At 67.8% G+C, this 26,117-nt stretch carries 24 protein-coding genes; 10 read left to right on the plus strand and 14 right to left on the minus strand.

Annotated elements, in window-relative coordinates:
- Positions 1-201: 201 nt before the first annotated feature.
- From A5753_RS05670 to A5753_RS05680, 3 genes are all read right to left on the minus strand, one after another.
- Entirely contained in the window at positions 202-627 is a 426-nt protein-coding gene (locus tag A5753_RS05670; RefSeq protein ID WP_067124296.1) for a hypothetical protein, read from the minus strand.
- Between the two features lie 118 nt (positions 628-745).
- A complete protein-coding gene (locus A5753_RS05675; protein ID WP_067124298.1) occupies positions 746-2,227 on the minus strand; it encodes a hypothetical protein in 1,482 nt (493 codons plus the stop codon).
- A gap of 66 nt (positions 2,228-2,293) precedes the next feature.
- The gene (locus tag A5753_RS05680; RefSeq protein ID WP_082971185.1) at positions 2,294-2,617 is read right to left on the minus strand and encodes a multidrug efflux SMR transporter; all 324 of its coding nucleotides are present in this window, start codon (positions 2,615-2,617) and stop codon (positions 2,294-2,296) included.
- Between the two features lie 101 nt (positions 2,618-2,718).
- Between A5753_RS05680 and A5753_RS05685 the strand changes: the two genes are divergently transcribed.
- The 3 genes from A5753_RS05685 to A5753_RS05695 all read left to right on the plus strand — a co-directional run bounded on the left by A5753_RS05685 (position 2,719) and on the right by A5753_RS05695 (position 5,022).
- Positions 2,719-3,162 (plus strand): DoxX family protein, encoded by a 444-nt coding sequence (locus tag A5753_RS05685; RefSeq protein WP_067124455.1) that lies wholly within the window; start codon positions 2,719-2,721, stop codon positions 3,160-3,162.
- A gap of 102 nt (positions 3,163-3,264) precedes the next feature.
- Complete coding sequence (locus A5753_RS05690; protein ID WP_067124302.1) at positions 3,265-4,062, plus strand: SDR family NAD(P)-dependent oxidoreductase; 798 nt, start codon at positions 3,265-3,267, stop codon at positions 4,060-4,062.
- Positions 4,063-5,022 carry a phosphotransferase family protein gene (locus A5753_RS05695; RefSeq protein WP_067124304.1) on the plus strand — a complete coding sequence of 320 codons (960 nt, stop codon included), beginning with the start codon at positions 4,063-4,065 and terminating at the stop codon, positions 5,020-5,022.
- 10 nt (positions 5,023-5,032) lie between these two features.
- Here the strand turns inward: A5753_RS05695 and A5753_RS05700 are convergent, their stop codons facing one another.
- Positions 5,033-5,278 carry a hypothetical protein gene (locus tag A5753_RS05700; RefSeq protein WP_067124306.1) on the minus strand — a complete coding sequence of 82 codons (246 nt, stop codon included), beginning with the start codon at positions 5,276-5,278 and terminating at the stop codon, positions 5,033-5,035.
- A 172-nt stretch (positions 5,279-5,450) separates the two neighbouring features.
- Between A5753_RS05700 and A5753_RS05705 the strand changes: the two genes are divergently transcribed.
- On the plus strand, positions 5,451-6,134 hold the full coding sequence (locus A5753_RS05705; RefSeq protein WP_067124308.1) for an MspA family porin: 684 nt from the start codon (positions 5,451-5,453) through the stop codon (positions 6,132-6,134).
- A 13-nt stretch (positions 6,135-6,147) separates the two neighbouring features.
- Here A5753_RS05705 and A5753_RS05710 read toward each other — a convergent pair whose 3' ends face one another.
- The 4 genes from A5753_RS05710 to A5753_RS05725 are packed head-to-tail and all read right to left on the minus strand — an operon-like array spanning position 6,148 to position 10,591.
- The gene (locus tag A5753_RS05710; protein WP_067124310.1) at positions 6,148-7,443 is read right to left on the minus strand and encodes an acyl-CoA dehydrogenase family protein; all 1,296 of its coding nucleotides are present in this window, start codon (positions 7,441-7,443) and stop codon (positions 6,148-6,150) included.
- 21 nt (positions 7,444-7,464) lie between these two features.
- Positions 7,465-8,607 carry a CaiB/BaiF CoA-transferase family protein gene (locus A5753_RS05715; protein ID WP_067124312.1) on the minus strand — a complete coding sequence of 381 codons (1,143 nt, stop codon included), beginning with the start codon at positions 8,605-8,607 and terminating at the stop codon, positions 7,465-7,467.
- Positions 8,604-9,386, minus strand: a complete 783-nt coding sequence (locus A5753_RS05720) for an enoyl-CoA hydratase/isomerase family protein (RefSeq protein WP_082971182.1) — start codon at positions 9,384-9,386, stop codon at positions 8,604-8,606. The genes A5753_RS05715 and A5753_RS05720 overlap by 4 nt, the downstream gene beginning before the upstream one ends.
- Entirely contained in the window at positions 9,383-10,591 is a 1,209-nt protein-coding gene (locus A5753_RS05725) for an acetyl-CoA C-acetyltransferase (protein WP_231990013.1), read from the minus strand. Before A5753_RS05725 ends, A5753_RS05720 begins: the two co-directional genes overlap by 4 nt.
- Before the next feature lie 438 nt (positions 10,592-11,029).
- On the opposite strand from A5753_RS05725, the gene A5753_RS05730 reads away from it, so the two are divergent.
- Entirely contained in the window at positions 11,030-11,986 is a 957-nt protein-coding gene (locus tag A5753_RS05730; RefSeq protein ID WP_067124314.1) for an LLM class F420-dependent oxidoreductase, read from the plus strand.
- A 10-nt stretch (positions 11,987-11,996) separates the two neighbouring features.
- On the opposite strand, the gene A5753_RS05735 is transcribed toward A5753_RS05730, so the two are convergent.
- The 5 genes from A5753_RS05735 to A5753_RS05755 form a co-directional block, all read right to left on the minus strand.
- Complete coding sequence (locus tag A5753_RS05735; RefSeq protein ID WP_197694596.1) at positions 11,997-12,662, minus strand: nitroreductase family protein; 666 nt, start codon at positions 12,660-12,662, stop codon at positions 11,997-11,999.
- A gap of 14 nt (positions 12,663-12,676) precedes the next feature.
- A complete protein-coding gene (locus tag A5753_RS05740; protein WP_067124318.1) occupies positions 12,677-14,194 on the minus strand; it encodes an Hsp70 family protein in 1,518 nt (505 codons plus the stop codon).
- 181 nt (positions 14,195-14,375) lie between these two features.
- On the minus strand, positions 14,376-14,669 hold the full coding sequence (locus A5753_RS05745) for a hypothetical protein (RefSeq protein WP_156655961.1): 294 nt from the start codon (positions 14,667-14,669) through the stop codon (positions 14,376-14,378).
- A 144-nt stretch (positions 14,670-14,813) separates the two neighbouring features.
- Positions 14,814-17,093, minus strand: coding sequence for a carbon starvation CstA family protein (locus A5753_RS05750; protein ID WP_067124322.1), 2,280 nt, complete (start codon positions 17,091-17,093; stop codon positions 14,814-14,816).
- A 52-nt stretch (positions 17,094-17,145) separates the two neighbouring features.
- Positions 17,146-18,687 carry an ATP-dependent DNA ligase gene (locus tag A5753_RS05755; RefSeq protein WP_067124324.1) on the minus strand — a complete coding sequence of 514 codons (1,542 nt, stop codon included), beginning with the start codon at positions 18,685-18,687 and terminating at the stop codon, positions 17,146-17,148.
- 111 nt (positions 18,688-18,798) lie between these two features.
- Here A5753_RS05755 and A5753_RS05760 point away from each other — a divergent pair, with 111 nt between their 5' ends.
- The gene (locus tag A5753_RS05760) at positions 18,799-19,566 is read left to right on the plus strand and encodes an SDR family NAD(P)-dependent oxidoreductase (protein WP_067124326.1); all 768 of its coding nucleotides are present in this window, start codon (positions 18,799-18,801) and stop codon (positions 19,564-19,566) included.
- 173 nt (positions 19,567-19,739) lie between these two features.
- Positions 19,740-21,905 (plus strand): acyl-CoA dehydrogenase, encoded by a 2,166-nt coding sequence (locus A5753_RS05765; RefSeq protein ID WP_067124328.1) that lies wholly within the window; start codon positions 19,740-19,742, stop codon positions 21,903-21,905.
- Here the strand turns inward: A5753_RS05765 and A5753_RS05770 are convergent.
- Entirely contained in the window at positions 21,902-22,243 is a 342-nt protein-coding gene (locus tag A5753_RS05770) for a Zn-ribbon domain-containing OB-fold protein (protein ID WP_067124330.1), read from the minus strand. The genes A5753_RS05765 and A5753_RS05770 overlap by 4 nt on opposite strands.
- Positions 22,244-22,296: 53 nt before the next feature.
- Here A5753_RS05770 and A5753_RS05775 point away from each other — a divergent pair, with 53 nt between their 5' ends.
- The 3 genes from A5753_RS05775 to A5753_RS05785 all read left to right on the plus strand — a co-directional run bounded on the left by A5753_RS05775 (position 22,297) and on the right by A5753_RS05785 (position 26,103).
- On the plus strand, positions 22,297-23,490 hold the full coding sequence (locus tag A5753_RS05775; protein WP_067124332.1) for a thiolase family protein: 1,194 nt from the start codon (positions 22,297-22,299) through the stop codon (positions 23,488-23,490).
- A gap of 22 nt (positions 23,491-23,512) precedes the next feature.
- The gene (locus A5753_RS05780; protein ID WP_067124334.1) at positions 23,513-24,970 is read left to right on the plus strand and encodes a FadR/GntR family transcriptional regulator; all 1,458 of its coding nucleotides are present in this window, start codon (positions 23,513-23,515) and stop codon (positions 24,968-24,970) included.
- Between the two features lie 140 nt (positions 24,971-25,110).
- Positions 25,111-26,103, plus strand: a complete 993-nt coding sequence (locus A5753_RS05785) for a sensor histidine kinase (RefSeq protein ID WP_067124335.1) — start codon at positions 25,111-25,113, stop codon at positions 26,101-26,103.
- The last annotated feature ends 14 nt before the right edge of the window (positions 26,104-26,117 follow it).

The raw sequence follows: 26,117 nt of genomic DNA on the forward strand, positions 1-26,117 counted from the left end.
TCATCTCTCGCGACCCGGCAGGGACATCGTGTTCGTGCCCCCCGTTCTCGCCCTCGTGCCCGCCAAATAGTAGACGGTCATGTGCCCAATTGACACATCATCGTGCAAAGACCGGGAACACCGCAACCCGGACCGGCCAGGAAGGCCGACCGGCCCGCCCGCCTGCCCGCGACCGCACAGGTTGCCCGGCCTGGACTTGCGTCAGGACACTTTCTTCAGCCGCCGTTTCAATCGTGCGCTGCGCCGGATTTGGATGGCCAGGTTCGTCGAGGTCAACATGGGGATCACCCCGAGGAACGTCCGCTCGGAGGGAGTCGCTCCATGCAAGTGGTAGAGGCTGCCGAAGACATAGAAGCAGCCCAGCATGAACAAAGCGCCTGGGATGCACAGGGTCATCAACGAACCACGATCGGCAACGACTTGCCTCGCGTAGTCCAGCTCCTGCCGTGACATCGGTTCGCCCTTGCGCACCTTGTGCAGAACCGCTTTGGCGCTCCCGATATCTTCGCTGACCGGAGCAGTCGTTCGGCGCTCCAAGCGATTCACATACACGGCAGCGCTGGCCGCCAAAGCCAGGGCCAAAACAAGGGTGAGTACGGTCAGCAGACCATATAAAGACGAACTCATGCTTTAGTCCTTGCTTCGCCGTGGGATTGCCGAAGGCTCGCGGAGAACGCTACCCCAACGATTGCGACCCGACGTCGGTGCTTTCCGCAGTCGCGGTCCGTGAAGACGTCCCAGTCGGTCAGAACCCGAAGTCGCCGCCACCACCGGAATCGGATCCACCGCCGAAGTCGCCGCCACCACCGAAATCCGATCCGCCGGAGTCCCAACCGCCGCCCGACTCCCACCCGCCGCCAAAGCCGACATCGCCGCCACCGGAGTATGCGGCGTCGCCGCCGGCGAATCCGACGTCGCCGCCGCCCGAATCACCGCCGGCGAACCCCACGTCCGCCGTCGGGCTGTCGTAACCGGTGCCCTGTCCACCGTCATAGCCGTAGGTGTCGGCATCGGCGGAATCGCGGCCCGCCTCGAAGCCACGCTCGTAGCTGCCGCCCCAATGGTCGTCCAGCACCGCGTCCATCAACAGCACGTCGGCCAGCGCCCACGTCCAGCCCGGACCCCAAAACGCGTACGGGTAGAAGCCGGGGTAGAAGAACATTCCGTTGTGGTAGCCACCGCCGTAGTAGTACGGGTAGCCCGGCTGCGAAGTGGTGCTGTAGTTGCTGTTGTTGATCGTCACCGACTCGCCGGTGTCGGGGTTCGTGGTGCGCACCGTGGCCTGCTTGCGCTCATCGGCCGGCACCGAGTTCACGGCGGCGACGTTGGGTGTGGGCCGCCGCGGGTCCAACTTCCGGTTGGCCTTGTCGACCGTGGACTGCACCACTCGCAGATGAGCCCGCGCGGCGCCGTAATCGCCTTTCTCATAAGCATTTCGGGCGTCGTACAGGCTGGAGTTGGCTTTCAACGACTCGGCGCTGACATCTGCGCTGCCGTCGGTCAGCACCGCGTTGTCGAGGTCGCTGACGTTCGACGTGGCCGCGATCAGCTCCTGCTTGACCTCCTCGCGCGCCTCGGTGTCCTTGCGGTGCTTACGATTTCGGTGCACAGCGAAGAAGAGCAAGCCGGCCACGGCCAGCGCGATGCCGAAGACGACCAGCGTCACCTTGAGCCACGCCCACTCGTCGTGCTTTTCGTGCGCGACGGGAGAGGTGGTCGCCGGCCCGCGGGAGACCGCGTTGGCGCTCGCCAGCTTGCCGACGAAGGCGCTCGTGGCGCCGTACGGGTCGTTGCGGTGGTCTTTCGCCGACTGGTTCATGAATTGATCAACGTTGTCCGCAATGGCCTTGGGCACGTTGTAGGCGCGCACGTGGTAGCCGCGAGAATCGATGACCAGGATGACTCCGCTGAACTCGGCGTTGCGCCGAAGCATGGCGGCGTGAACGGCATCGGCCGTGGTCACGCCGCTTTGGGCGGGGGACACCGCGGCCACCCAGACCGGAGGGCCCGAGCTCCAGGTCCACGAGCTGGTGAGGATCTGCTGGTTCAGCTTGTCGGGGTTCTGCAGCGGCGGCCTGGCCCCCGGGTCGACCACCACGTGGGTCTGAGCGTCGAACCTGCTCACCAACTGGTCGGTGTAGGTGTCGGCGGAGGCGGACGGGGCGAGCAGCAGCGCCAGCACCATGATCAGCGAAGCAAAGGCAAGGCTGCGGAACCGTAGAGTCACATCTCTCCTGCCGTCGTTACGTGAGCGCCCACCCTAGCCCGTTTCGGACGGCTCTGCCGGTTGCCGTCAGTGCGCACCGGCGAAGTTCAACGTGACCACCCCGGCGATGATCAAGCCGACCCCGACGACCTTGGACAGGGATATCGAGGAGCCGAGGAACAACACGGCAATGAGCACGATGAGGGCGGTGCCGATCGCCGACCAGAGTGCGTAGGCGACGTCGGTCTGCATACCGCGCGAAATCGACACCGCCAGCAGCGCGAAGGAGACGGCATAACCGATCAGGCACACCACGGTCGGCCACAGGCGGGTGAAGCCTTCGGTGCTCTTGAGCAGGCTGGTCGCTATCACCTCGGCGAATATGGCGCCGAGGAGAAAGAGATAGGTCAAAACGCCTCCTTTCATACCTGGGTACAAGTACGTATCTACCTGACAGAGCGCCGGCTGTGGTGGCGCCGGCGCGGCTGGGTGGCGACCGTAACCTAGCCAGCGTGACGACGAATCTGGGCCAAAGACTCACCCCCTGCGCCCCGGCCGTACTGAGCGTGTTTCGGTGCGTCTACGGTCTGCTCTTCGCCGCATACGGGTCGAGGAGCCTCTTCGACTGGCCCGTCCGGTCGCCCGTTGCCGTCGAAGTCGGATCCTGGCCCGGTTGGTATGCCGGGCTGATCGAGATCATCGCCGGCCTGCTGATCGCCGGCGGATTGTTCACCCGCGCCGCCGCGTTCGTCGCCTCGGGGGAGATGGCGATCGCTTACTTCTCGGTTCATCAACCCAAGGCGTTGTGGCCCGTGGCCGATCCGCCCGCGGGCAACGGCGGAGCTTTGGCCGTCCTGTTCTGTTTCGCCTTCTTCCTGCTCGTTTTCTTCGGCGGCGGCGCCTACTCCCTCGATGCATTTCGCCGGAGGACGGGACGGCCGCGGCCTCGGCGCTGACGACAGCGCGCCGAGCCCAGGCTTCCCCTCAACCGGCGATAATGGCATTCTCTGACACGGAGAAGCCGTTTCCAGCGAAGGACGGGTTCGGAGAGGCGGACGATGAGCGCGCAACGCTGCGACGGGATGGTGGCTTTGGTCACCGGAAGCAGTCGGGGCCTGGGCAAGGCAATCGCCGCGCGGCTGGCCGAACGCGGAGCCACGGTGGCGTTGACCGCCCGCACGATGGATCCCGATCCGAAGTACCAGGGGTCGCTGAGCCAGACCCGCGACGAGATTGTCGCGGCCGGCGGGAAAGCCGTTGCGGTCCAAGCGGATCTGTCCCAACCCGAAGACCGGGAACGGCTGTTCGCCGAAGTGGTCAGCGCCGTGGGCGCGCCCGACATCCTGGTCAACAACGCCGCGGTGACGTTCCTGCGCCCGCTCGACGGGTTTCCCGAGCGGCGCGCCCGGCTGATGATGGAGATGCACGTCCTCGGGCCGTTGCATCTGTGCCAACTGGCGATACCCGCGATGCGCGAGCGCGGACGCGGCTGGATCTTGAACCTGACCTCGGTGGGCGGCGACCTGCCGCCGGGCCCGCCCTTTTCGGAGTTCGACCGTACCGCCGGCTTCGGCATCTACGGTACGGCGAAGGCCGCACTCAACCGATTGACGAAAAGCCTTGCGGCCGAACTGTATGACGATGGGATCGCGGTCAACGCCGCCGCCCCGTCCAATCCCGTGGCCACGCCCGGCGCCGGCACCCTCGATCTGGCCAAGACCGACACCGAGGACATCGCGCTGATCACCGAAACGGCGTTCCGGTTGTGTACTGGTGATCCGAAGACCCTGACCGGGCGCATCGCACATACCCAGCCCTTCCTTGCCGAGGTCGGCTGGACCACGCCGGCGGGCTGAATGCCCGAGCTCGATCCCGCCGAACTGCGCCGGCGGCTCGACGGTGCCCGCGTCGTCGACGTCGCTCCGCTGTCAGGGGGAGCCTCCAGCCTCACCTTCGCGGGCGTCAGGGATGGCCAACGGGTGGTGGTCAAAGTCGCCCCGCCGGGTGTCGAACCGGTTGCGCATCGCGATGTGCTGCGCCAGGCCCGCATCATCAAAGCTCTTGGAAAGAGCAGCGTTCCGGTGCCGACGGTGCTGTGGGAGGACCCGGGGGAACCGCCCGGGACGCCACCGCTGTACGTGATGACGCACGTCGAAGGAGAGTGTGTGGAACCGTTGTTCGACGGTTGCACGCCTGTGCCCGGCCTCGGCGATCGGTATCGGAATGCGTGCCGCGCCATGGCCGCCCTGCACAGACTCGCGCCGACGGAGCTCGGGCTGGGCGATGAACCGGTGATCGATCCGGTCGCCGAAGTCCACCGGTGGTCCGACACGCTGCGGACCGTCGACCCGTCGCTGGCACCAAATTGGCCCGAAGTACGCGTCGCGCTGTTGGATTGCGCTCCGAGCGCGATGACGCCGCGCGTGGTGCACGGTGACTTCCGGCTGGGCAACGTGCTCGCTACCGGATCACACGTCAACGCGGTCATCGACTGGGAGATCTGGTCGGTAGGCGATCCCCGCGTCGACGCGGGCTGGTTCCTGATCAACTGTGACCCCGACACCTACCGGCGGGTCGCGCCGGCCGACGGCATGGTGCCACCGATCGCAGAACTCACCGAGCTCTACGGGTCTGAGATGGCTTGCGAGGTCGACGATTTGGCGTGGTTCACGGCGCTGGCGTGCTTCAAATCGGCGGCGACGTGGTCGCTGATCGTCAAACACAATCGCCGACGAGCTGCGCCGCGAGCCGAATTGGAAGCCATGGCAGCGGTGTTGCCGAGACTGCTGGACCGCGCCAGGTCGACGCTGGCTTAGCCCGAGGGTCTTACTGGCAGCGGACCAGGAGGTTTTCGCAGATCATCCCGACGTCACCCGTGTCGTTGACGGGCTGACCTTCGTTGGATGGGTTAGTCCAGGTGGTCGGGAACGGGCTCCATACTTCGTCGATCCCCGGTGGCTGCGGGCGCGGATCAACGTTCGGGTCCGCCTGCGCGATACCGGCGCCGCTGGCCAGTGCGATGGCCGCCGTTGCGCAGACGAGCAGTCCGCGAGCGCGCGTGCGAAGCGTCATCGCCGCCTCCTCGGTTTCTGCCGAAGGTTGTTGGCTTTTCAAGCATCGAGTCTACCTTCGGCCCCATATCGCGTAATAGTTACAAACAGACAACGACTTCGATCCGCCGGCCAGCAAATTGCGTGACTCGAAATGGTGGGTGCTTACGGTGTCGCCCGTGAGGCCCATAGCCGTGGTCATTCGTCGCGCCCTGGCGGCCGCCGTGTGCCTGGCTGTCTCTTTGCCCACGGCGCCGGCGACGGGCGCCGATCCCGACGCCGAACCGCCCCCTCCCGAAGCGGCGCCGGTTGCCGAGGGCTCGTTGCCGTCGAACCCTCCGGTGGTCCTGCAGACTCCCGACGGCTGGACCCTGGGCGTAGGCGCCAGGGACGAGCAGCAGGTTCCGGTGGCGCCGTTGACCACCGCGGTTTCCTCCCGCGAATACCTAGCCAGCGGGATATTCGTGGGGTCGCTGGTGGGCCCGGGCAAGCCCCAGGGTGTGCTCGAGGTGGGTTTCGAGATCGGTTGTGGGATCGACATGAGCACATCCGACGGCGTCACGATCGGGGGCACCGCCGGCATCACCCCGGGTGTGACGGGGCCGGTCACCGGCGTGCCGGGTGACGTGCTCCCGTTGGTGGTTGCTCCGATCGCCGGCGTGCTCAACGTGGGACTCAAGCCCGGCCTCGTGGTCGTGGTGCCCGTGGTCAAGAAACAGTTCAGGGGTCCAAACCCTTGGGTGATGGTCAGCAACTTCCACGTCAAGATCGACGGATGTGTGGGGCAGTCGTTCATTCGCTCCTACGCGGTGCTCAACCGGGTAACCGACGATTCCGACGTGGTCCTGTCCTACGTCGGCGTCACCAAAACCGTCTGATTCGGGTTGGCGCTCAGCCGCGGGCGATGCCCGCCAGCTTGTCGGCGAACTTGGCCTCCGCGGCGGCGCGCAGCCGCAGCAGATGTTCGGAGGGAAACATATCCGGTGCGGGCTCACGGTCTTTCAGCAGCAGCCGCGCCAGCGTGACCTTGTGCACTTCGGTGGGGCCATCGGCCAGCCCGAGCACGAACGACTCGACCAGATACTGCACGAACGGCATCTCGTGGGTGGTGCCCAGTGACCCGTGCACCTGTAGCGCACGCGACGACACGTCGTGCAGGACCTTCTGCATCATCGCTTTCACCGCCGAGATGTCGGCTCGCACGGCCTTGTAGTCGTTGAATTGGTCGATCTTCCAAGCTGTTTGGAGGGTCAGCAGCCGGAACGCCTCGATTTCCATCCACGAGTCGGCGACCATCTCCTGGACCAGTTGCTTGTTGGCCAGCGCCTCGCCCTGGGTGTAGCGCGACACGGCGCGCTCGCAGATCATGTCGTAGATCCGGCGGACCAGGCCCACCGTGCGCATCGCGTGGTGAATCCGCCCGCCGCCCAACCGGGTCTGCGCGACGACGAAGGCCCCGCCGCGCGGGCCCAACATGTGGTCGGCGGGCACGCGGACGTTTTCGTAACGGACATAGCCCTCACGCCCACCGCCGGTCGGCTGGTATCCCAGCCCGACGTCGCGCAGCACGTTGATGCCGGGGGTGTCGCCGGGGACGACGAACATCGAGTAGCGCTCATAGGGCGGTGCGTCGGGATCGGTCATCGCCATCACGATGAGGAACGACGCCATCGAGGCGAACGACGAAAACCACTTCTCCCCGTTGATGACCCAGTGATCGCCGTCTTGCACCGCGGTGGTGCGAAACACTTTCGGGTCGGCCCCGCCCTGCGGCTCGGTCATCGAGAAACACGAAATGATCCGGTTGTCCAACAGCGGTTCCAGGTAGCGCTCCTTGAGCTCGGGTGTGCCGTAATGAGCCAGGATTTCGCTGTTGCCGGAATCGGGGGCCTGCGAGCCGAAGACGATCGGCGCGCATTCCGAGCGACCCAGGATCTCGTTGAGCAGCGCCAGCTTCACCTGACCGAAGCCCGGACCGCCCAGGTGCGGGCCCAGGTGGGTCGCCCACAGGCCGCGCTTCTTCACGATCTGCTGCAGCGGCGGGATCAGCGCCTGACGCACCGGGTCATCAAGGTCGTGAGATTCCTTGACAATCAGGTCAATCGGCTCACACTCTTCGCGCACGAAGGCGTCGACCCACTGCAGTTGTTCCGCCCACTCCGGGTCGGTGGAGAAGTCCCACGACATGCGTCGTCCTCTCTGGGTTAATCACTGTGAGCTGCTTTGGGCCACCACGCCGGCGTCCTCGAGCGCGGTGATGGCGTCGGTGTCCAGGCCGAGCTCGCGCAGCACCACGCGGGTGTGGTCCCCCGGCAGCGACGGCGGTGCGGGGGTGGCCGGACGGGTCCGGGAGAAGCGGGGCGCCGGTGCGGGCTGGGTGATGCCGTCGAGCTCGATGAAGGCCTGCCGCGCGAGGTTATGCCGATGAAGCGGTGCCTCGGTCAGCGAAAACACCGGTGTGGCACAGCATCCCGGCGTATCGAGCAGGCGCTCCCACTCGGCGCGGGATTTCTCGGCGAAGCGCGCGGCAAGTACGTCCCGATGGGCCGCCCACGCGGTCGGGTCGCCGTCGTCGTGGGGCACATCCACGCCGAGCCGATCGCAAAGCTCGGCGTAGAACTTCGGTTCCATGGCGCCGACGGCGATGTGGCCCCCGTCGGCCGTGGCGTACGCGCCGTAGAAGTGCGCGGCCCCGTCGAGCAGGTTGTCGTGGCGCCGGTCGCGCCACGTGCCGGCGGGAAGCATGCCGAAATACGGTGCCAGCAGGGCGGCGACGCCGTCAACCATCGCCACATCCAGGACTTGGCCGACACCCGACTCGCGGGCCTCGAGAATCGCGCTCAGCAGCCCCACGGCCAAGAGCATTCCGCCGCCGCCGTAGTCGCCGACGAGATTCAGCGGCGGTATCGGCGATTCGGCGGTGCCGATGGCGTGCAGGGCGCCCGTGAGCGCAAGGTAATTGATGTCATGACCGGCGTGACCGGCCAGGGGCCCGTCCTGTCCGTAGCCGGTCATGCGGGCGTAGACCAGGCGGGGATTGTGGTTCCGCAGCGCGCCGGGGCCGATGCCCAGGCGTTCGGCCACCCCCGGCCGGTAGACGTCGACGAAGGCATCCGCCTCGGCGGCCAGCCGGTGAACAAGGTCCCGGCCCCGCGGGTCCTTCACGTCGGCGGCCAGCGAACGCTGGCTGCGGCGGACCGCGTGGTCGACGGGCAGCGGGCCGTCCACACCCTTCAGCGCATCGACGCGGATGACTTCGGCGCCCAAGTCTCCCAACAACATTCCGCAAAACGGTGCCGGCCCCAACCCGCCCATCATGATGATGCGAACACCGCGCAGGGGGCCGCTCATGAAGACCATTTCGTGCGGCGCTCGGCCGCCTCGTCAGTCGCGTGGGAGATCACCTGATTGCGGTTTTCCAGTTCGATGGCCGACGCCAGGCTCGTGGCGTCGGTGTTGACCTGCAGGGCGCGCTTGGTCAATTGCGCGCCGAGCGGGGCATGGCTTGCGATCAGCGACGCCAATTCCACCGCGCGATCGGACAGTCCATCCGGGTCGGTGACCTCACTGACCAGGCCGCGCCGATCGGCCTCGGTGGCCGACACGGTGCGGCCGGTGAGCATCCAGTCGGCGGCGACGCTGGTGCCGACAATGCGCGGCAGGTGGTAACTCATGCCCATCTCGGCGCCCGAGAGTCCCAGCAGGATGGCGGCGTTGCCGAAAGAGGCTGCCGTCGAGCAGATCCGGATGTCGGCGGCCAGGAACAGCGCTAGTCCCGCGCCCACGCAGGGGCCGTTGACGGCGGCGATGACGGGCTGCGGCAACGCCCGCACCGCCTCGGCCAGGGCGGCCATCCTTTCCTGAAAGCGCATCCGGTCCAGTGCGGGAGCGCTCGCGTCCACCATCGAGGGCCCGAAGTCGCGCATGTCGATGCCCGCGCAGAATCCGCGTCCGGCGCCGGTCAGCACGACGGCGTGCGCCGCAGTATCGGCGGCCAAATCCTGGAACGCGTCATGCAATTCGGTCTGCATTGCCTCGTTGATGGCATTGAGCCGCTGCGGGCGATTGAGCCGCAACACGACGACCCCGTCGCGGGGCCAGTCCAGATCCACGGTTTCGGGCACGGTCACACCCGCTCGATGATCGTTGCCGTGCCCATCCCGCCGCCGGTGCACATCGTCACGAGTCCCGTTGTCAGATCACGACGTTCGAGCTCGTCCAACACGGTGCCGATCAGCATGGCGCCGGTGGCGCCGATGGGGTGCCCGAGCGCGATCGCTCCGCCGTTGACGTTGACCAGCTCCGGGTCGATGTCGAGGTCGCGCATCGTCTTGAGCGGGACGGCGGCGAAAGCCTCGTTGATCTCCCAGAGATCGATGTCGGTCACGGTCATGCCGGCGCGCTCGAGGCACCGCTGCGCCGCGGGTCCGGGCGCGGTGAGCATGATGATCGGTTCGCTGCCGATGGCCGCGGTGGCCCGGATCTGCGCGCGCGGCGCCACCCGATGGGTGTGCATCCAATTCGATGAAGCCAACGCCACGGCGGCGGCGCCGTCGACGACCCCAGAGCTATTGCCCGCATGGTGTACGTGTTCGATGCGGTCGATGCCGGGATAGCGCTGCAGACATATCTCGTCGAAGGTGCGCCGCTCACCGTCGGCGCACGCGGCGCCCATCGAGGCGAAGGCCGGTTTGAGACGGGCCAGCGACTCGGTGGTGGTGCCGGGGCGAGGATGCTCGTCGCGTTCGATGCCACCCTCGGGCGTCGGGACGTCGACCAGCGAACGCCCGAAGCGCCCCTGCTCGATGGCCGCGCTGGCGCGGCTTTGGCTCTGCGCGGCGTAGGCGTCCACGGTCTCGCGGCTGAATCCCTCCAGGGTGGCGATGAGGTCAGCCGAAATGCCCTGCGGGACAGTTGGATACATTGCGCGGAGATCCGAATTGTTGCCGTCGATGGTCGGGACGCCCGCTGCGACGTCCCACCGCGACATCGACTCGACGCCGCCGGCGATCACCAAATCCTCGCTGCCCGCGGCGATGCCCGCCGCCGCAACGGTAACGGCCTGCTGGCCCGACCCGCAGAATCGGCTCAGCGTCATCCCCGGAACGCTCTCCGGCCAGCCGGCCAGCAGCACCGACAGGCGCGCAATGTCGTCGCCATGGTCTCCGCTGAGGATGCCGTTGCCGGCGACCACGTCGTCGACGTCGGCCGGATCGAAGCCGACCCGTTCGGTCAGCGCGGTGAGGCATCGCGCGAGCAGTGCTTGGGGATGCACGCCGTGCAGTCCGCCGTCGTGGCGCCCGCGCCCGCGAGGCGTGCGGACCGCGTCGAGAATCCAGGCGTCGATGGGTAACTCCGATCGTTGTGCTGCGGACGCGACTTGTCCGGGTGCCACACCGGCACAGGTCACCAGCGATCGTAATCTGTCTCTCGGCTGTGGAGAACTACCTTCTCCGAATCGGCGAAGCTGTTCTCGTTCAGCGGTGAGTGGTGCCGCGTTGCGTCTCTCCAGTCACATGCGCCCCGCGCCTCCGGGGGCGGGCACTCGACACGCCCTTCCGCGGCGTGACGAGAGCGGTCGTCGTGACCTGAGGGGCCGACGGAGCGCACGCCCGCCGACATGTAAAGCGGTGGCTCGCAGCATAATTCGTCGACGCAACGCAACGGCGGCGGTGAACGAGCGCTCGCCTCGGGCTGACCCCGCTTTCGGCGGCCAGCAGATCGACGCCGTCAGCTGGCGCATAACCGGGCGCGCAGCGGGTAGCCCGGCGCCATGACCAAGATCGGATACTTTCTCACCTGCGAACAATTCGGCCCCAAGGAACTCATCGACCAGGCCAAGCGTGCGCAGGACGCCGGATTCGACGCGTTGTGGATCTCAGACCACTATCACCCCTGGAACGACGAACAGGGCCAGAGCCCGTTCGTGTGGGGAGTGATCGGTGCGCTGTCCGAGGCGACGTCGCTGCCGGTCAGCACCGCCGTCACGTGCCCGACCATTCGCATCCACCCGGCGATCATCGCGCAGGCGTCGGCCACCGCGGCCGTGCAACTCGACGGACGCTTCGTGCTCGGGGTGGGCAGCGGCGAGGCCCTCAACGAACACATCTTGGGCGATCCCTGGCCGTCCGTCGGGGTGCGGCTCGAGATGCTGGAGGAGTCGATCGAGGTCATTCGCAAGCTGCACAAGGGCGGTGAGGTAAGCCACCACGGCAAGCACTACGAGGTGCAGGAAGCGCAGGTCTACACCCGGCCCGAGCAGCCGGTGCCGATCTATGTCTCGGCGTTCGGACCGCAGGCCGTGGAGCTGGCCGCCCGCATCGGCGACGGCTACAGCATCGCCATGCCCGACGGCGACCTGGTCAGGCAGTTCCGCGAGGCCGGGGGCGGCGACAAGCCGGTGCAGGGCGGTACGAAAGTCTGCTGGGACGCCGACGCCGACGCCGCGCTGAAGACCGCGCACCGGTTGTGGGCCAACGAGGGGCTGCCGGGCCAGACGTCGCAAATCCTGCCCCGGCCCAAGGATTTCGCCGCCCTGCAGTCGCTGGTGCCGCCCGAGACGGTCGCTGAGAGCGTGGCTTGTGGCCCCGACCCCGACAAGCACATCGCGCAGGTGCGCGAGTACATCGACGCCGACGTCGACGAGATCTACGTGCAGCAGATCGGCCCCGACATGGACGGGTTCTTCGCGGCGTGGCAGCGCGACGTTTTGCCCCAGGTGCGCGGCTAGGGTTCAGGCGTCACCCGTCGAAGGCCGGACCGTCGAACCGATCACGAGTGATGAACTCCGTGACCGGCCGGCGGCGCAGTTTTCTCAGCTGGCGCACCGGCTTGCCGATCGGCACGACCGCGGCCACCGCGTGCGCGTCGGGAATGCCCAGCAGTTGGTGGACGTGTTCTTCGGCCGCGATGGCCATCGTCGTGATGGTGCCGCCGTAGCCCTCGCTACGCGCGGCGAGCAAGATGTTCCAGATCAACGGGTAGACCGATGCCCCGCCCGCGATGCCCACCCGGTCCAGATCTTGATCGAGTGCGGCGACAACGGTCAGGTCCACCGAAACGACCAGCACCACAGGCGCTTTGACGATCGGCGCCACGAATGTGTCGGGGATCTCGGTCGCGTCGACGACGTCTTGCGGCACGCCGCTGGGGTCGACCGAATTCCATGGGCTTTCGCCCGCCTGCAGTTGGGCGAAGTAACGGCGAGCCGCCGGCTTGCCGAGTTCGGCCAGCCGGCGCCGGATCGTTTCGTCGCGCACCACGATGACGTGGGCGCCCTGCCTGTTGCCGCCGCTGGGAGCGAACCGGGCGTTGTCAAAGATGCGCGCCAGCACGTCGTCGGGCAGCGGATCGTCGGTGAATTCCCGTGCCGCGAAAGTCGTTCGCATCACGTCGTATAGCTGCATGGGGGAGTGGCTCGTCAACTCGCGGCGGCGCACCGCTCCAGCCGGAATGTGCGTTCGAACCCGGCGGGCTGCGTCGTCAGCGTCACTTCCACCGCACCGCTGGGAGCGATGACGTAGCGCTCCTCGACATCGGGCCCGTCCATCCACCGGCCGACCGGCTGACGTCCTAAATCGTCGCGGTCGTGCAGGGCCGGGTCGAACGGGAACAGCACCGGGTCATACGGCGTGACGTCACCGTCGGGCCGCCCGTTGACCAGGCGGCTGCATTCCACGAACCGGAAGTGCCCGATATTGTGCGCCGCTCGATATTTCCGTTTCACCACCAGCGGGGATTGCCCGTCGGCAGGAAGCGAAACGTCCTTGCACACGATCGGGTCGAAGACGACCCCGGCGCCGGCCTCGGCCTCCCGAAACACCCCGAAATTCCTCGAGAAGCGTTCGGACAGCGCGAAACCGGACTCCTTGTCCAGAAAGACAGCGAGTCCGATGGCCGTGGCGGCGAAGGGGTGCGGCGAGCGTTTCACCCGCTTTTCGCCGAAGGTGCTGCGCAGCATCCGAGACACCAGCGGAAAGCCCCCCGCCCCGCCGACGACGTAAATGCCCGCCACCTCCGACCAGTCCACGTCGGTGCGGCCCGGCGCCGGATCGTGCAGGACCCGATTGAGCAATCGCATCGTCTGGTCGATCAGCGGCGCGCACACCGTGTAGACGTCGTCGATGGGGCAGGAGAACGGGGGCCGGTCGACCGGGGACAGGTCCACCAGGAAACGGCGCGTCTGCGGCCCGACCGCCTCCTTGCGGGTGGCGCACTCCTCTGCGAGCAGGTCGCGCTGGGCGGCGTCGAGGCCGGGCAGGTTGGCACCGGCGAGCACCAGTTCGACGATCGCCTCGTCGAAGTCGTCACCCCCGAGGCGCTGGATGCCCTCGCTGATGACGACCTCGTTCGCGTGCCCGGTCATTTTCAGCAGCGACGCGTCGAACGTGCCGCCGCCCAAGTCGTAGATGAGGACGTACTCGCGTTTGGCGGTGATGGTGGACCGGTACCGGTGGGCGTATTCCAGGCTCGCGGCGGACGGTTCGTTGAGCAGCGCGACGACGTGAAAACCGGCCGCCACGTAGGCATCCAGGGTCAGCAGGCGCTGGGCGCTCGAGGCATTGGCCGGAACGCTGATCGCGGCTTCGATGGGTTCGCCCGGGGCCAGAGCGACGTTCGAGTGTCGCTGCAGATCGGCCTTCAGCTGGGCCAAGAAGCCGGTGAGAAGCTCGGCCAGCCGATAGTCACGGCCGGCCAGGGTGACCTCGGTTTGGGGTCCGGCGTCGTTGAGTAATCGTTTGAACGAGCGCAGCACCGACCAATCCGGTTCGTGGCGGACGGCGGCGGCCGCCACGCCGAAGCGCAACTCGCCGGCGGCGTTGGCGGCGATGAGCGACGGCCACGCGTCCACGCCGTCGAAGGAGACGACGGGATAGTTGCCGCGGTCGACGGCCGCGACGACGGTGTGGGTGGTGCCAAAGTCGATGCCGACTCTCATCGCGCAAGTTTAGGACCGCGCCGCATACTTCGGCACGACCTTTCCGCGTGGCGTGCCTTCGCGATTTGTCAGTCCTCGAAGTGGCGCTCGTAGTCGTTGCGCTCGAGCCTGCACTGCAGGTTGTAGGTGCCCACTGCGAGCAACATCATCAACCCGACGCAGGCGATGCTGATGATTACGTTCACAGCCTGTCCATCTCGCGCACCATGCGGGCGTCCTCGAGGTAGGCGTAATGCCTCAGGTAGGGGTGCCGCGGCCGATTCGCTTCGGCGACCAGCTGTCGCAGCGCGGCCCCGATCCGGCTGCCGAGTGGGGAGCGGCGCGTGCGCTGGACGACGGCGGTGCCGAAGAGCACCTGCTGGGTACTGATCAGGACCGCTGGGGGTGCCGCCTCGACAGCGGGCGCTGCCGACGACGGTTGCGGTATGGGCTGGGTATCGGGTGCGGTCCGGAGTCCCGTTGACGTGACCAGCATTTCGTCCACCTTCTTCGTGCTGCGGTCCCGTCGACCAGGTAGGTCGGGCGGTGATGGACTGAACCTACGGTCGGCGATCACCAGTACGCACGCGTAGTCGACTACCTGTTGTGCGCGGCCGGCTACCGTATGTGGCTGGTACGGTCAACGCTCCTGGGCGCCGACGACCCCCGGAGTTGACGTCGGCGGCTGATCCCATTGCCGCTGCACCCCTCGCTCGGCGGCCGTGGGGATAAGGCCCGCCGGCGCGAACCGTTTCGACGGCACCGGGTCGTCCTCGGTCAAGGGCCGGCTGAACTTACTGGCGGGACCGCGAATCGTCCCGAGCGCGACCACGATTCCGGCGGTCACCACGATTACGGTGGTCACCGCGAAAAGGATCGACAGCGTGCCCTGGATGAAGGTATTCCTGATGACCTCGTCGAGCTGAGGCGCGTTGCTGGCCGAACCGAATGCCGTCTTGCCCGCTTGCTTGGCCGCCAGGTACTTCGAGTGCTGCGCCCAAAAGCCGACGGCGGGATCAGAAGAGAAGATCTTCTGCCACGACGCGGTCAGCGTGACCGCGAGGTCCCACAGCAGGGGAATCCCCGGAATCCACGCCCACTTCAACTGGCCCTTCTTGATGACCACCACGGTGATGACGGTCAGTGAGATCGCCGCGAGCAGCTGGTTGGCGATACCGAACAGCGGAAAAAGTGTGTTGATGCCGCCGAGCGGGTCGCTCACGCCCATCAGCAGGATGCCGCCCCAGGCGGCAACCACGGCCAGGCTGCAACCCCAGACGCCCGGGCGCCAACTAGGGTTTCGCAGCTTGGCCAGTGGGCCGCCGAAGTTGCCCAGCGCGTCGGAAAGCATGAAGCGGTTGACACGGGTGCCCGCGTCGAGAGTTGTCAGGATGAACAGTGCCTCGAACATGATCGCGAAGTGGTACCAGAAGGACTTGAGACCGGCGCCGCCGAACACCCGCTGCAGCACGTCGGCCATTCCCCACGCCAGCGTGGGAGCTCCGCCGGTGCGCGACACGATCGACTTCTCGCCGACGCTACTGGCGGCCTGGCTGATCTGGTCCGCGGTCGTCGGGGCGCCCGGCAATCCAAGTCCATTGACGTAATGCGCGGCGGTGGCCGGGGCGCCACCGGTCTGCGCCGTCGGCGCGTTGATGGTGAAGTACAGATGCTGGTCGAGGATCGACGCCGTAACCAGCGCCATGACCGCGACGAACGACTCGGTGATCATGCCGCCGTAGCCGATCATTCGCATCTGGCTTTCCTTCTCCAGCAGCTTGGGCGTCGTCCCCGAAGAGATCAGCGCGTGGAAGCCGGACAGCGCGCCGCACGCGATCGTGATGAACAAGAAGGGGAACAGCGAGCCGGCGAACACCGGGCCGTTGCCCCGGGTGGCGAACTGCGAGATCGCGGATGCCTGCATCTCCGGCCGTGCGATGCAGACACCGACGGCGAGCAGCCCGATGGCGCCGACCTTCATGAACGTCGACAGGTAGTCGCGCGGCGCTAACAGCACCCAGACCGGCAGCACGGACGCGGCGAAACCATAACCGATGAGGCACCAGCACAGCGTGACCGGAGACAGCGTGAACCACGATGCGCCCCAACGTGTTTCGGCGACCCAATGGCCGGACACCACCGCGAGCAGGAGCAGCGCGAAACCGATCACTGATACTTCCGATACGCGGCCGGGACGCAGCCACCGCAGGTAGCAACCCATGAACAGGGCGATGGGGATGGTCATGGCTATCGAGAAGACACCCCACGGGCTCTGGGCCAGCGCCCGCACCACGATCAGCGCCAGCACCCCGATCAGGATCACCATGATGACGAGCACCCCGACGAGGGCGGCGGCCCCGCCCACGGCGCCGAGCTCGTCGCGGACCATCTCGCCAAGGGATCGGCCACGCCGCCGGGTGGAGATCCACAACACCAGGTAGTCCTGCACGCAGCCGCCGAACACTGCGCCGATGACGATCCAGATGCTGCCCGGCAGATAGCCCATCTGCATGGCCAGCACCGGGCCGACGAGCGGACCGGCCCCGGCGATGGCGGCGAAATGATGGCCGAACAGCACCCGCCGGTCGGTCGGCACGAAGTCGGTGCCGTCCTCGAGAAACTCGGCGGGCGTGGCGTGGTCGTCGCGCGGACGGACGATCTTCATCTCGATCAACCGCGCATAGAACCGGTACCCGATGATGTACGTGCAGATCGCCGCGACGACGATCCATACGGCGTTGACCGTCTCGCCCCGGGCGAACGCGATGATCGCCCAGGCGACGGCGCCGAGGACCGCGACGACGCCGAACACGATCCGGTGCCGTGCGGTGATAGGGGAGCGGTCGATGACGGCCACGGGTGGCAGGTCTTCGTCGGTGTGGATGTAGCTGACGTCGTCGCCGTGCTCGCTGACCGCCACGGCGGAAACCCTACGCGCGCACAACCGACCGCGCCTGTTCAGAAAGCCTGGTTCAGTACAGCGCGCGCACGGCGTCGATGGTGTCGGCTTCGGCGGGGCTCTTGTCGTCGCGGTAGCGCACCACGCGGGCGAACCGCAACGCCAGCCCACCGGGGTAGCGCGACGAGTTCTGTACGCCATCCAGAGCGATTTCGACCACCTGCTCGGGGCGCACCTGGACGACATGACCGTCCGTCGCGCCGATGGCGAGTTCGCTGAACCGGGCGGTCTGCCAGTCCAGCATGGCGTCGGTCATGCCCTTGAAAGTCTTTCCCACCATGATGAATTCGCCGTTGGCCGGGTCGCGCGCACCCAGGTGGATGTTGGAGAGTTTGCCGTGGCGGCGCCCCGACCCCCACTCCACCGCGAGCACCACCAGATCCAATGTGTGCACGGGCTTGACCTTCAGCCAGCCCGCTCCCCGGCGCCCGGCCTGGTACGGCGTGTCGGGCGCCTTGGCCATCACACCCTCGTGGCCGGCGGCCAGCGTCGCGTCCAGGAACGCACCCGCCTCCGCGGGGTCGGCGGTGAGAAGCCGATCGACCCGCTGCGCTGCCGGCACCAATGCGTCGAGGGCGGTCAGCCTCTCGACGGTCGGCGCGTCGAGCAGGTCGACGCCGTCGCGGTGCAGGACGTCGAAGAAGAACACCGAAAGCCGTTGTGCGGCAACGGCTGCAGCGATGTCGACGGAGCGGCCGAATCGTGAGGCGGTGACCTGGAAGCGGTGCGGCCGGTTGTCGGGTCGCAGCGCGATGGCCTCGCCGTCGGCGATGAGATTGTCCACCGGCAGCGCCAGCGTCGCCTCCACCACTTCGGGCAGCCGGGCGGTGACGTCGTCGAGGCTTCTGGTGTAGACGGTGACCTCGTCACCGGCGCGGTGGATCTGTACCCGCGCGCCGTCCAGCTTGGCTTCGAAAATCGCGTGCCCGCCGTGGCGTTCGATCGCCTCGGCCACGCTCGTCGCGGTCTGGGCCAGCATCGGGCCGACCGGCCGGCCGACCCGTAGGGTGAACGCGTCCAGCGCCGAGGCCGAGCCGGACAACGGACCGGCCAGGGATGCCGCCGCCACCGCCGGCAGGTCCCCGCCCAGCATCGCCGCGCGCTGCACGGCGGCGGCCGGGATGCCGGCGGCCTTCGCCACGGCGTCGGCCATGATCCCGGCCAGTGCGCCCTGGCGGAGTTCGCCGCCGAGGAGCCGCAACAGAAACGTCTGTTCGGTGTCGGTGGCTGCGGCGAACAGGGTGCTCAGGAGCGCGGCGCGGCGCGCCTGCGCGCCCGTGCCCGCCACGGCGCCGATGTCGGAGAAGGTCGCATCGACGCCCGCGACGGTCAGCGATGCGTGGGCGGCCGCCGGCGGGCGCGAGCGCAGCGCCGCCCACCCCACGCCGATCTGGCGCTGCCGCAACTCACCGGAAAGCCACGACACCACGATGGCGACCACCGCGGCATCGGGTGCGGCACGGGTCAGCAGGTCGGCGATCCGGGCGACCTTCATCAGCCGCGACGACGTGCTCCCGACGTCGTCAGACGTCGTCGCCACGTCGAGGAGGAGCACGGTTGCCAGCTTGGCATGGCTCGGTGACAGGCCTGAAGAGCGGACACGCTAGCGTGCCTACGTAACGTTACAGATCGCAGGGATTCTGACAACCACAAAGGAGACGCCCGGATGGAGATCAGTGGGAAGAAGGTCGTCGTCATCGGCGGCGCATCGGGAATGGGCCGTGCCAGCGCCGAGCTGCTGCACGAACGCGGTGCGGATGTCGCCATCCTGGACCGCGAGGGCTCCGACGGTAAGACCGTCGCCGAGGGCGTCGGGGGTACCTTCTACCCGGTTGACGTCACCGACTTCACCGGGACCGAAGAGACGCTGCAGACCGCGGTCGACAAGCTCGGCGGGCTGCACGTCGTGATCACCACCGCGGGTGGCGGAATCGCCAAGCGGACGCTGACCAAATCGGGTCCGCACGACCTCGAGTCCTTCCAGTCCGTGATCGACCTGAACCTGATCGCCACCTTCAACATCAGCCGGCTGGCCGCCGCGCACATGGCCAAGAACGAGCCCGAAGACCCCGACACCGGGGAGCGCGGCGTCATCATCAACACCGCCTCCATCGCGGCCTTCGAGGGCCAGATCGGGCAGGTCGCATACACCGCCGCCAAGGCGGGGATCGCCGGGATGTGCCTGACGATGGCCCGCGACCTCGGCTCGGTGGGCATCCGCGTGCTGGGAATCGCCCCGAGCCTGTTCGCGACGGGTCTGACCCAGGGCATCCCCGACGAGTTCGCCACGCAGCTGACCAAGGACGCGGCCTTCCCCAAGCGCCTCGGCCGTCCCGAGGAGTACGCCAAGCTGGTCGCCGCCATCGTGGACAACCCGATGCTCAACGGCCAATGCCTGCGCCTGGACGCCGGGCAGCGGTTCGCGCCGAAGTAGACGCCCCCGGTTGGGGCCCTCCTCGCATTAAGTACACTCTTTAGGCAGCCGCCCCGCTTCCCCTCGAAGCGGGGCAGGCCACCCAGCTTCAGCTCCGACGATGCGGGCCGCGCGGCGGCCCGAGGGAGCGGGACAATCGAACCCGGCTGGCATGCGGCGCGAGGAGGGCCCTCATGGGTATCGCAATAACCGACGACCATCGTGAACTCGCCGAGGTGGCCCGCGGGTTCTTGACCTCGCAGAAGGCGCGCTGGGCGGCGCGATCGCTGCTCGACGCCTCCGACGAGCCACGCCCCGGGTTCTGGCAGAACCTGGCCGAGCTGGGATGGCTGGGCCTGCACGTCGACGAGGAGTACGGCGGCTCAGGATTCGGGCTGCCCGAACTGGTCGTCGTGATAGAAGAACTCGGTCGCACGGTCGCGCCCGGGCCTTTCGTACCCACCGTGATCGCGTCCGCGGTGATCGCCAAAGATGGCACCGCCGAACAGAAGTCGCGCCTGCTGCCCGGCCTGATCGACGGAACCGGCACCGCGGGTGTCGGGCTGGACAGCCAGGTGGAGGTCAATGACGGCGTGGCCGACGGTGAGGCCGGAATCGTCCTGGGCGCCGGGCTGGCCGAGCTGCTGCTGATCGCCGCGGGTGACGACGTGCTGGTGATCGAACGTGGCCGCGAGGGTGTCTCGGTCGAGGTGCCGGAGAACTTCGATCCGACGCGCCGGTCCGGACGCGTCCGCTTGGAAAACGTGCGGGTGTCCGACGACGACATCCTGACAGGAGCGCGCCAATCGGCGTTGGCCCGCGCCCGCACGCTGCTGGCCGCCGAGGCGGTGGGCGGGGCGTCGGACTGCGTCGACACCGCCGTCGACTACGCGAAGGTGCGCCAGCAGTTCGGGCGCACCATCGCCACCTTCCAGGCCGTCAAGCATCACTGCGCGAACATGTTGGTGGGCGCGGAGTCCGGGATCGCGGCCGTGTGGGACGCCGCCCGCGCGGCGGGTGAGGACGAGGAGCAATTCCGGCTGATCGCCGCGGTCGCCGCGGCGCTGGCCTTACCGGCCTACGTCCGCAATGCCGAGCTGAACGTCCAAGTACACGGCGGCATCGGCTTCACCTGGGAGCACGACGCGCACCTGCACCTGCGCCGGGCGGTGGTCAGCGCGGCGCTGTTCGGCGGCGAATCGCCGGCCGCCGACGTCTTCGAGCGCACCGCCGCCGGCGTCGCCCGCGAGAACAGCCTCGACCTACCGCCGGAAGCCGAAGAACTGCGCACCGGCATCCGCGCCGACGCCGCCGAGATCGCCGCCCTGGACAAAGAAGCCCAGCGCGACAAACTGATCGAGACCGGCTACGTGATGCCGCACTGGCCCAAGCCGTGGGGACGCGCGGCCGACGCCGTCGCGCAGCTCGTGATCGAGGAGGAGTTCCGCGCGGCCGGCATCAAGCGGCCCGACTACGGGATCACCGGCTGGGTGATCCTGACCCTGATCCAGTACGGAACGCCTTGGCAGATCGAACGATTCGTGGAGAAGGCGCTGCGCAAGGACGAGATTTGGTGCCAGCTGTTCTCCGAGCCCGACGCCGGTTCGGACGCCGCGTCCATCAAGACGCGCGCCACCCGGGTGGACGGCGGCTGGAAGATCAACGGCCAGAAGGTATGGACCAGCGGAGCGCACTATTGTGCGCGCGGCCTCGCCACGGTGCGCACCGACCCCGACGCCCCGAAGCACGCCGGCATCACGACGGTGATCGTCGACATGAAGGCGCCCGAGGTGGAGGTGCGCCCGCTGCGCCAGATGACCGGCGGCTCGGACTTCAACGAGGTCTTCTTCAACGACCTGTTCGTTCCCGACGAGGACGTCGTCGGGACGCCCAACTCGGGGTGGACGGTCGCGCGGGCGACGCTGGGCAACGAGCGGGTCAGCATCGGCGGCAGCGGATCGTTCTACGAGGGGCTGGCCAACCAACTCGTGCAGCTCACCGAGCAGCGCCCGGATCGGTTGGCGGGCGGGCGAGTTCGGGTCGGCTTGTATCTGGCCGAGGAAACCGCGCTGCGGTTGCTGAACCTGCGCCGCGCCGCCCGCAGCGTCGAAGGCGCGGGTCCCGGCCCGGAGGGCAACGTCACCAAGCTCAAGCTGGCCGAACACATGGTGGAGGGCGCCGCGATCATGGCGGCGCTGCTGGGTCCGGACGTCGCGCTGACCGACGGTCCCGGTGCCATGGCCGGCCGGCTGATGATGGGGGCCCGCGGCATGGCGATCGCCGGCGGCACGTCGGAAGTGACGCGCAATCAGATCGCCGAGCGGATCCTCGGCATGCCGCGTGACCCGCTGATCAACTAGGGGTCAGGCGGCGCGAATTGCGCCGCGCCGCCGCTGCCGCGTTGCGGCCGCAGAGCGACGGGCATGCCGCAACTCACCGAATCCGGTTCGCAGTCAACGATATTGGCGGCGACCCGCAGCCCGCTCTGTTCGGCGAGCTCGACGATCGCGATAACGTACGGGGTGGGGATCTCCGGGTTGTACGGGTGATGGTTGACCGTGTAGCTGAACACTGTGCCCTGCCCGGAGACCACCCGCGCCTCCAGCGTGCCCCCGCATTCGCGGCATACGCCGCTGGCCGGATGCACCCAGCGCGCGCAGTCCTCGCAGTACTCGATGAGCAGCGGCCCGTCTGACACGACGAATACAGTACACTCTATTGATTCGGAGCTTGGTCTGACGGGCGGTGTGCATGACGCATTTCGAAAAAGACGCGATCCTGTCCGGCATCGGGATCTCACGAATCGGCCGCCGCACCGGCATCCCGGGCCTGGAGCTGACCATGGAGGCGGTGCGCGCCGCCATCGAGGACGCCGGGCTGGCCCCGACCGACATCGACGGCATCGCCACCCTGGGTGACACACCCGCGGCGGACGTCAACGCCCAGCTGCGCATCGATGCCGCGGACTGCGGATCGGGCTTCGGCACCGGCGGCCTGCTCTCGCCGGTGATGTCGGCCTGTCGCGCGGTCTCCGAACGCCGCGCCCGCCACGTCGTGGTGTACCGGACGATACAAATGCTCGGCGGCACGGTCCCGGTCAAGCAGGAAGAGAACGCGCCGGCGCCGCCGCTGGCGCGGATGTTCGAAACACCCGAAGGTGAGCCGAAGCCCGCCGTTGGTGCGATGGACGACGTCAACGATCTCGTTGCGGCGCATGCCTATTCCGCCGCCAATTGGCTGGCGCTCAACTGCCGTCGCCACATGGACCTGTACGGAACCACCAAAGAACAGCTGGGCTGGATAGCGCTCAACGGCAGGCGCAATGCGGCGTTGAATCCCCGTGCCGTCTACCGGGATCCGATGACGATGGCCGACTACCTGGGCGCTCGGCTGGTGTCCACCCCACTGGGGCTGCTGGACTGCGACGTCCCGATCGACGGCTCGATCGCGGTGGTGGTCTCGCACGCGGAGCACGCCGCCGACTGCCCGCACCGCGCGGTGAAGGTGGAGGCGATCGGTGGGTCCGATGGAGCAGGCGGCTGGTTTCACCGCGCCGACTACCCGAAGATGGCGATGTCGGACGCCGCGGCGCAGATGTGGTCACGCACGGCGTTGAAGCCCACCGACCTGCAGGTCGCCCAGTTGTACGACGGATTCACCTATCTCACTCTGGCCTGGCTGGAAGCGCTCGGGGTCTGCGGCGACGGCGAGGGCGGCCCGTTCGTCGAGGGCGGGGCGCGGATCGCCCGCGACGGGCATCTGCCGCTGAACACCTACGGCGGCCAACTTTCGGCCGGGCGCATGCACGGCTACTGGGCGCTGCACGAAGGGTGCCTGCAGTTGCGCGGCGACGCGGGCGAGCGGCAGGTGTCGCGTCGCCCCGAGGTGGGTGTCGTCTCCGTCGGCGGCGGGCCCGTCGCGGGGTGCATGCTGTTGACCTGTTGACCACGAGCGCGATCGAGCTCAGATGACTGAGGAGCCAAGGACCGGCCGGGCGAACAAGCTCGCGTCGATCCTCGCCCGCGACATCGAAGCCGATATCGTGCACCGCGGTTGGGCGGTCGGCGAATCGCTGGGCTCCGAACAGGCTCTGCAGCAGCGCTTCGGGGTGAGCCGGTCGGTCCTGCGGGAGGCCGTTCGCCTGGTCGAACATCATCAGGTCGCGCGGATGCGCCGCGGCCCCAACGGGGGGTTGTACATCTGCGAGCCCGACGCGGGGCCCGCCACCCGCGCGGTCGTCATCTATCTCGAATACCTGGGCACGACGCTGGGCGACTTGCTCAACGCGCGCCTGGTACTCGAGCCGCTGGCGGCCTCGCTGGCCGCCGAGCGCATCGACGAGGCCGGCATCGCGCGGCTGCGGGCGGTGCTGCACGCCGAGGAGCAGTGGAAGCCCGGCCTACCGGCGCCGCGCGACGAGTTCCACATCGCGCTGGCCGAGCAATCCAAAAACCCTGTGCTGCAACTGTTTATCAACATCCTGATGCGGCTCACCGCCCGCTACGCTTTGGCGTCGCGGCCGGATTCGGAATCCGAGGCCATGGAGGCGGTCGACCATCTGCACGCGCACCATTCCGCGATCGTCGCCGCCGTCACGGCCGGCGATGCCGCCCGCGCCAAGACGCTGTCCGAGCGACACGTCGAAGCAGTCACCGGCTGGCTGCAACGGCATCACGCGGCCGACGGGAGCCGGGGACGAGAGAGGCGCCGGCGGCTCGATTCTGAGGCGCCCAGAGGCAAACTGGCCGAGATGCTGGCCGCCACCATCGGTGACGACATCGCCGCCGGCGGCTGGCGCGTGGGCGCGGTCTTCGGTACCGAAACGGGCCTACTGGAGCGCTACCGGGTGAGCCGAGCGGTGCTCCGCGAGGCCGTGCGGCTGCTCGAATACCACTCGATAGCCCACATGCGCCGCGGACCCGGCGGCGGTCTGGTGATCGCCCAACCCGCGGCGCAGGCCAGCATCGACACGATCGCCTTATACCTGCAGTACCGCCGCCCGAGCCGCGAAGACCTGCGATGCGTCCGCGACGCCATCGAGATCGACAACGTGACCAAGGTCGTCAAGCGGTTGGCCGAGCCGGACGTGGCGGCGTTTCTGGCCACCCATCGGTCCGGGCTTCCGGAAAACTCCCAACCGACGGCGGACGACGTGCCGCAGGCGATCGCGGAGGAGTTCAACTTCCACGTCGGTCTGGCCCAACTCGCCGGCAACGCGCCACTGGATCTGTTCCTGCGAATCATCGTCGAGCTCTTCCGCCGGCACTGGTCGAGCACCGGGCAGGCGCTGCCGACCTGGTCGGACGTGCTGGCCGTGCACCACGCTCACCTGCGGATTGTCGAGGCCGTCGAAGCCGTCGACGAGAGCGTTGCCTGTTATCGGCTCCGCTGTCATCTCAACGCGGCCGCCTCGTGGTGGCTGTGACAGCGCGATCGCGAGCGGCTTACCTGGTCGCGCCGGTGAGGCAAACCTAAAAGGGACCTGTTGCGCGGTATAGCGAACGCCCGTCTTGGGTACTGGGAAAGGGGGAAGGCGTCAGCCGACCCAGCAGGGGGTTGGCGTAAGTGATTGAAAGTGAGAGCGCTGAAGTGAGGGCGGATCACGAAACCAGGCAATACGGTTTCGTCCACTCCGCGTCGATTTACCACTCTCAGCAGGAGTTCGTGGATTTGGCGGGCCGCTTCGTCGGCGACGGTTTGGCGCTGGACGAGGCGGTGCTGCTCGCCGTGCCGCCCGAGACGCTGGCGCTGCTAAGCGACGGGTTGTACGCCGGCGGCGATCCACCGGCCGACGTCCGCGTCGTTGATATCACCGAGGCGGCCCGCAACCCGAGCCGGTTCATGGCGATGCAGGGCGCGTTCATCGACGAGCACCCGGACCAGCGAGTCCGGATCGTCAGCCAGCTCGCGTGGCCGGGCCGCACCGACGAGGAGTTCGTCGCCTGCATGGAGCACGAGGCGCTCGTCAACGAGGCCATGGACGGCTACCCGGCGACCAGCCTGTGCCTCTACGACGCGGGCCGGCTCCGCGACGGTGTGCTGTCGGATGCGCGCGCGACACATCCGCTGCTGTGGGAACTCGGTGCGCCGCAGCGCAGTTCGAATTACGCCCCGGGCGATGTCCTGGAACGCTGCAACCAGCCGCTGGCCGCCGGTCCCGGGGCCGTCACATACATGGTCCGCAAGTCGGCCGACCTTCGGCCCGCGCGATCCTTTGCCGTCGACTACGCGGGCTGGATGGGGCTGTCCCAGGAGAGCATCGAGGATCTACAACTGGTCGCCACGGAGCTGGCCACCAACAGTTTGATGTACACCGGGGGCGCCTGCCGGCTGGCCTTCTGGCAAGACGACGGGCATTTGGTCTGCGAGGCGCGCGACACCGGGCGATTCGACGACCCCATGGTGGGGCGGCTGGACCCCGGCCCGCGCGCTCCCGCGAGTCGCGGCCTGTATCTGGTCAACGCTATCTCGGACTTGGTGCGAACCCACACCACCAGGACCGGTACGACGATCCAGGCGTATCTGCGGTTCGAGCCCGCACCGGGCCCGGCCGGCTAAGCGTCGCGGGCGTT

Source organism: Mycobacterium sp. 852002-51971_SCH5477799-a (assembly GCF_001667145.1).
Lineage (GTDB): Bacteria > Actinomycetota > Actinomycetes > Mycobacteriales > Mycobacteriaceae > Mycobacterium.

Coding starts and splice junctions, on each gene's coding strand:
- A5753_RS05670 (WP_067124296.1), bottom strand. CDS start 627: ATGAGTTCGTCTTTATATGGTCTGCTGACCGTACTCACCCTTGTTTTG.
- A5753_RS05690 (WP_067124302.1), top strand. CDS start 3,265: ATGAGCGCGCAACGCTGCGACGGGATGGTGGCTTTGGTCACCGGAAGC.
- A5753_RS05695 (WP_067124304.1), top strand. CDS start 4,063: ATGCCCGAGCTCGATCCCGCCGAACTGCGCCGGCGGCTCGACGGTGCC.
- A5753_RS05700 (WP_067124306.1), bottom strand. CDS start 5,278: ATGACGCTTCGCACGCGCGCTCGCGGACTGCTCGTCTGCGCAACGGCG.
- A5753_RS05710 (WP_067124310.1), bottom strand. CDS start 7,443: ATGTCGTGGGACTTCTCCACCGACCCGGAGTGGGCGGAACAACTGCAG.
- A5753_RS05715 (WP_067124312.1), bottom strand. CDS start 8,607: ATGAGCGGCCCCCTGCGCGGTGTTCGCATCATCATGATGGGCGGGTTG.
- A5753_RS05730 (WP_067124314.1), top strand. CDS start 11,030: ATGACCAAGATCGGATACTTTCTCACCTGCGAACAATTCGGCCCCAAG.
- A5753_RS05735 (WP_197694596.1), bottom strand. CDS start 12,662: ATGCAGCTATACGACGTGATGCGAACGACTTTCGCGGCACGGGAATTC.
- A5753_RS05740 (WP_067124318.1), bottom strand. CDS start 14,194: ATGAGAGTCGGCATCGACTTTGGCACCACCCACACCGTCGTCGCGGCC.
- A5753_RS05745 (WP_156655961.1), bottom strand. CDS start 14,669: ATGCTGGTCACGTCAACGGGACTCCGGACCGCACCCGATACCCAGCCC.
- A5753_RS05760 (WP_067124326.1), top strand. CDS start 18,799: ATGGAGATCAGTGGGAAGAAGGTCGTCGTCATCGGCGGCGCATCGGGA.
- A5753_RS05765 (WP_067124328.1), top strand. CDS start 19,740: ATGGGTATCGCAATAACCGACGACCATCGTGAACTCGCCGAGGTGGCC.
- A5753_RS05775 (WP_067124332.1), top strand. CDS start 22,297: ATGACGCATTTCGAAAAAGACGCGATCCTGTCCGGCATCGGGATCTCA.
- A5753_RS05780 (WP_067124334.1), top strand. CDS start 23,513: ATGACTGAGGAGCCAAGGACCGGCCGGGCGAACAAGCTCGCGTCGATC.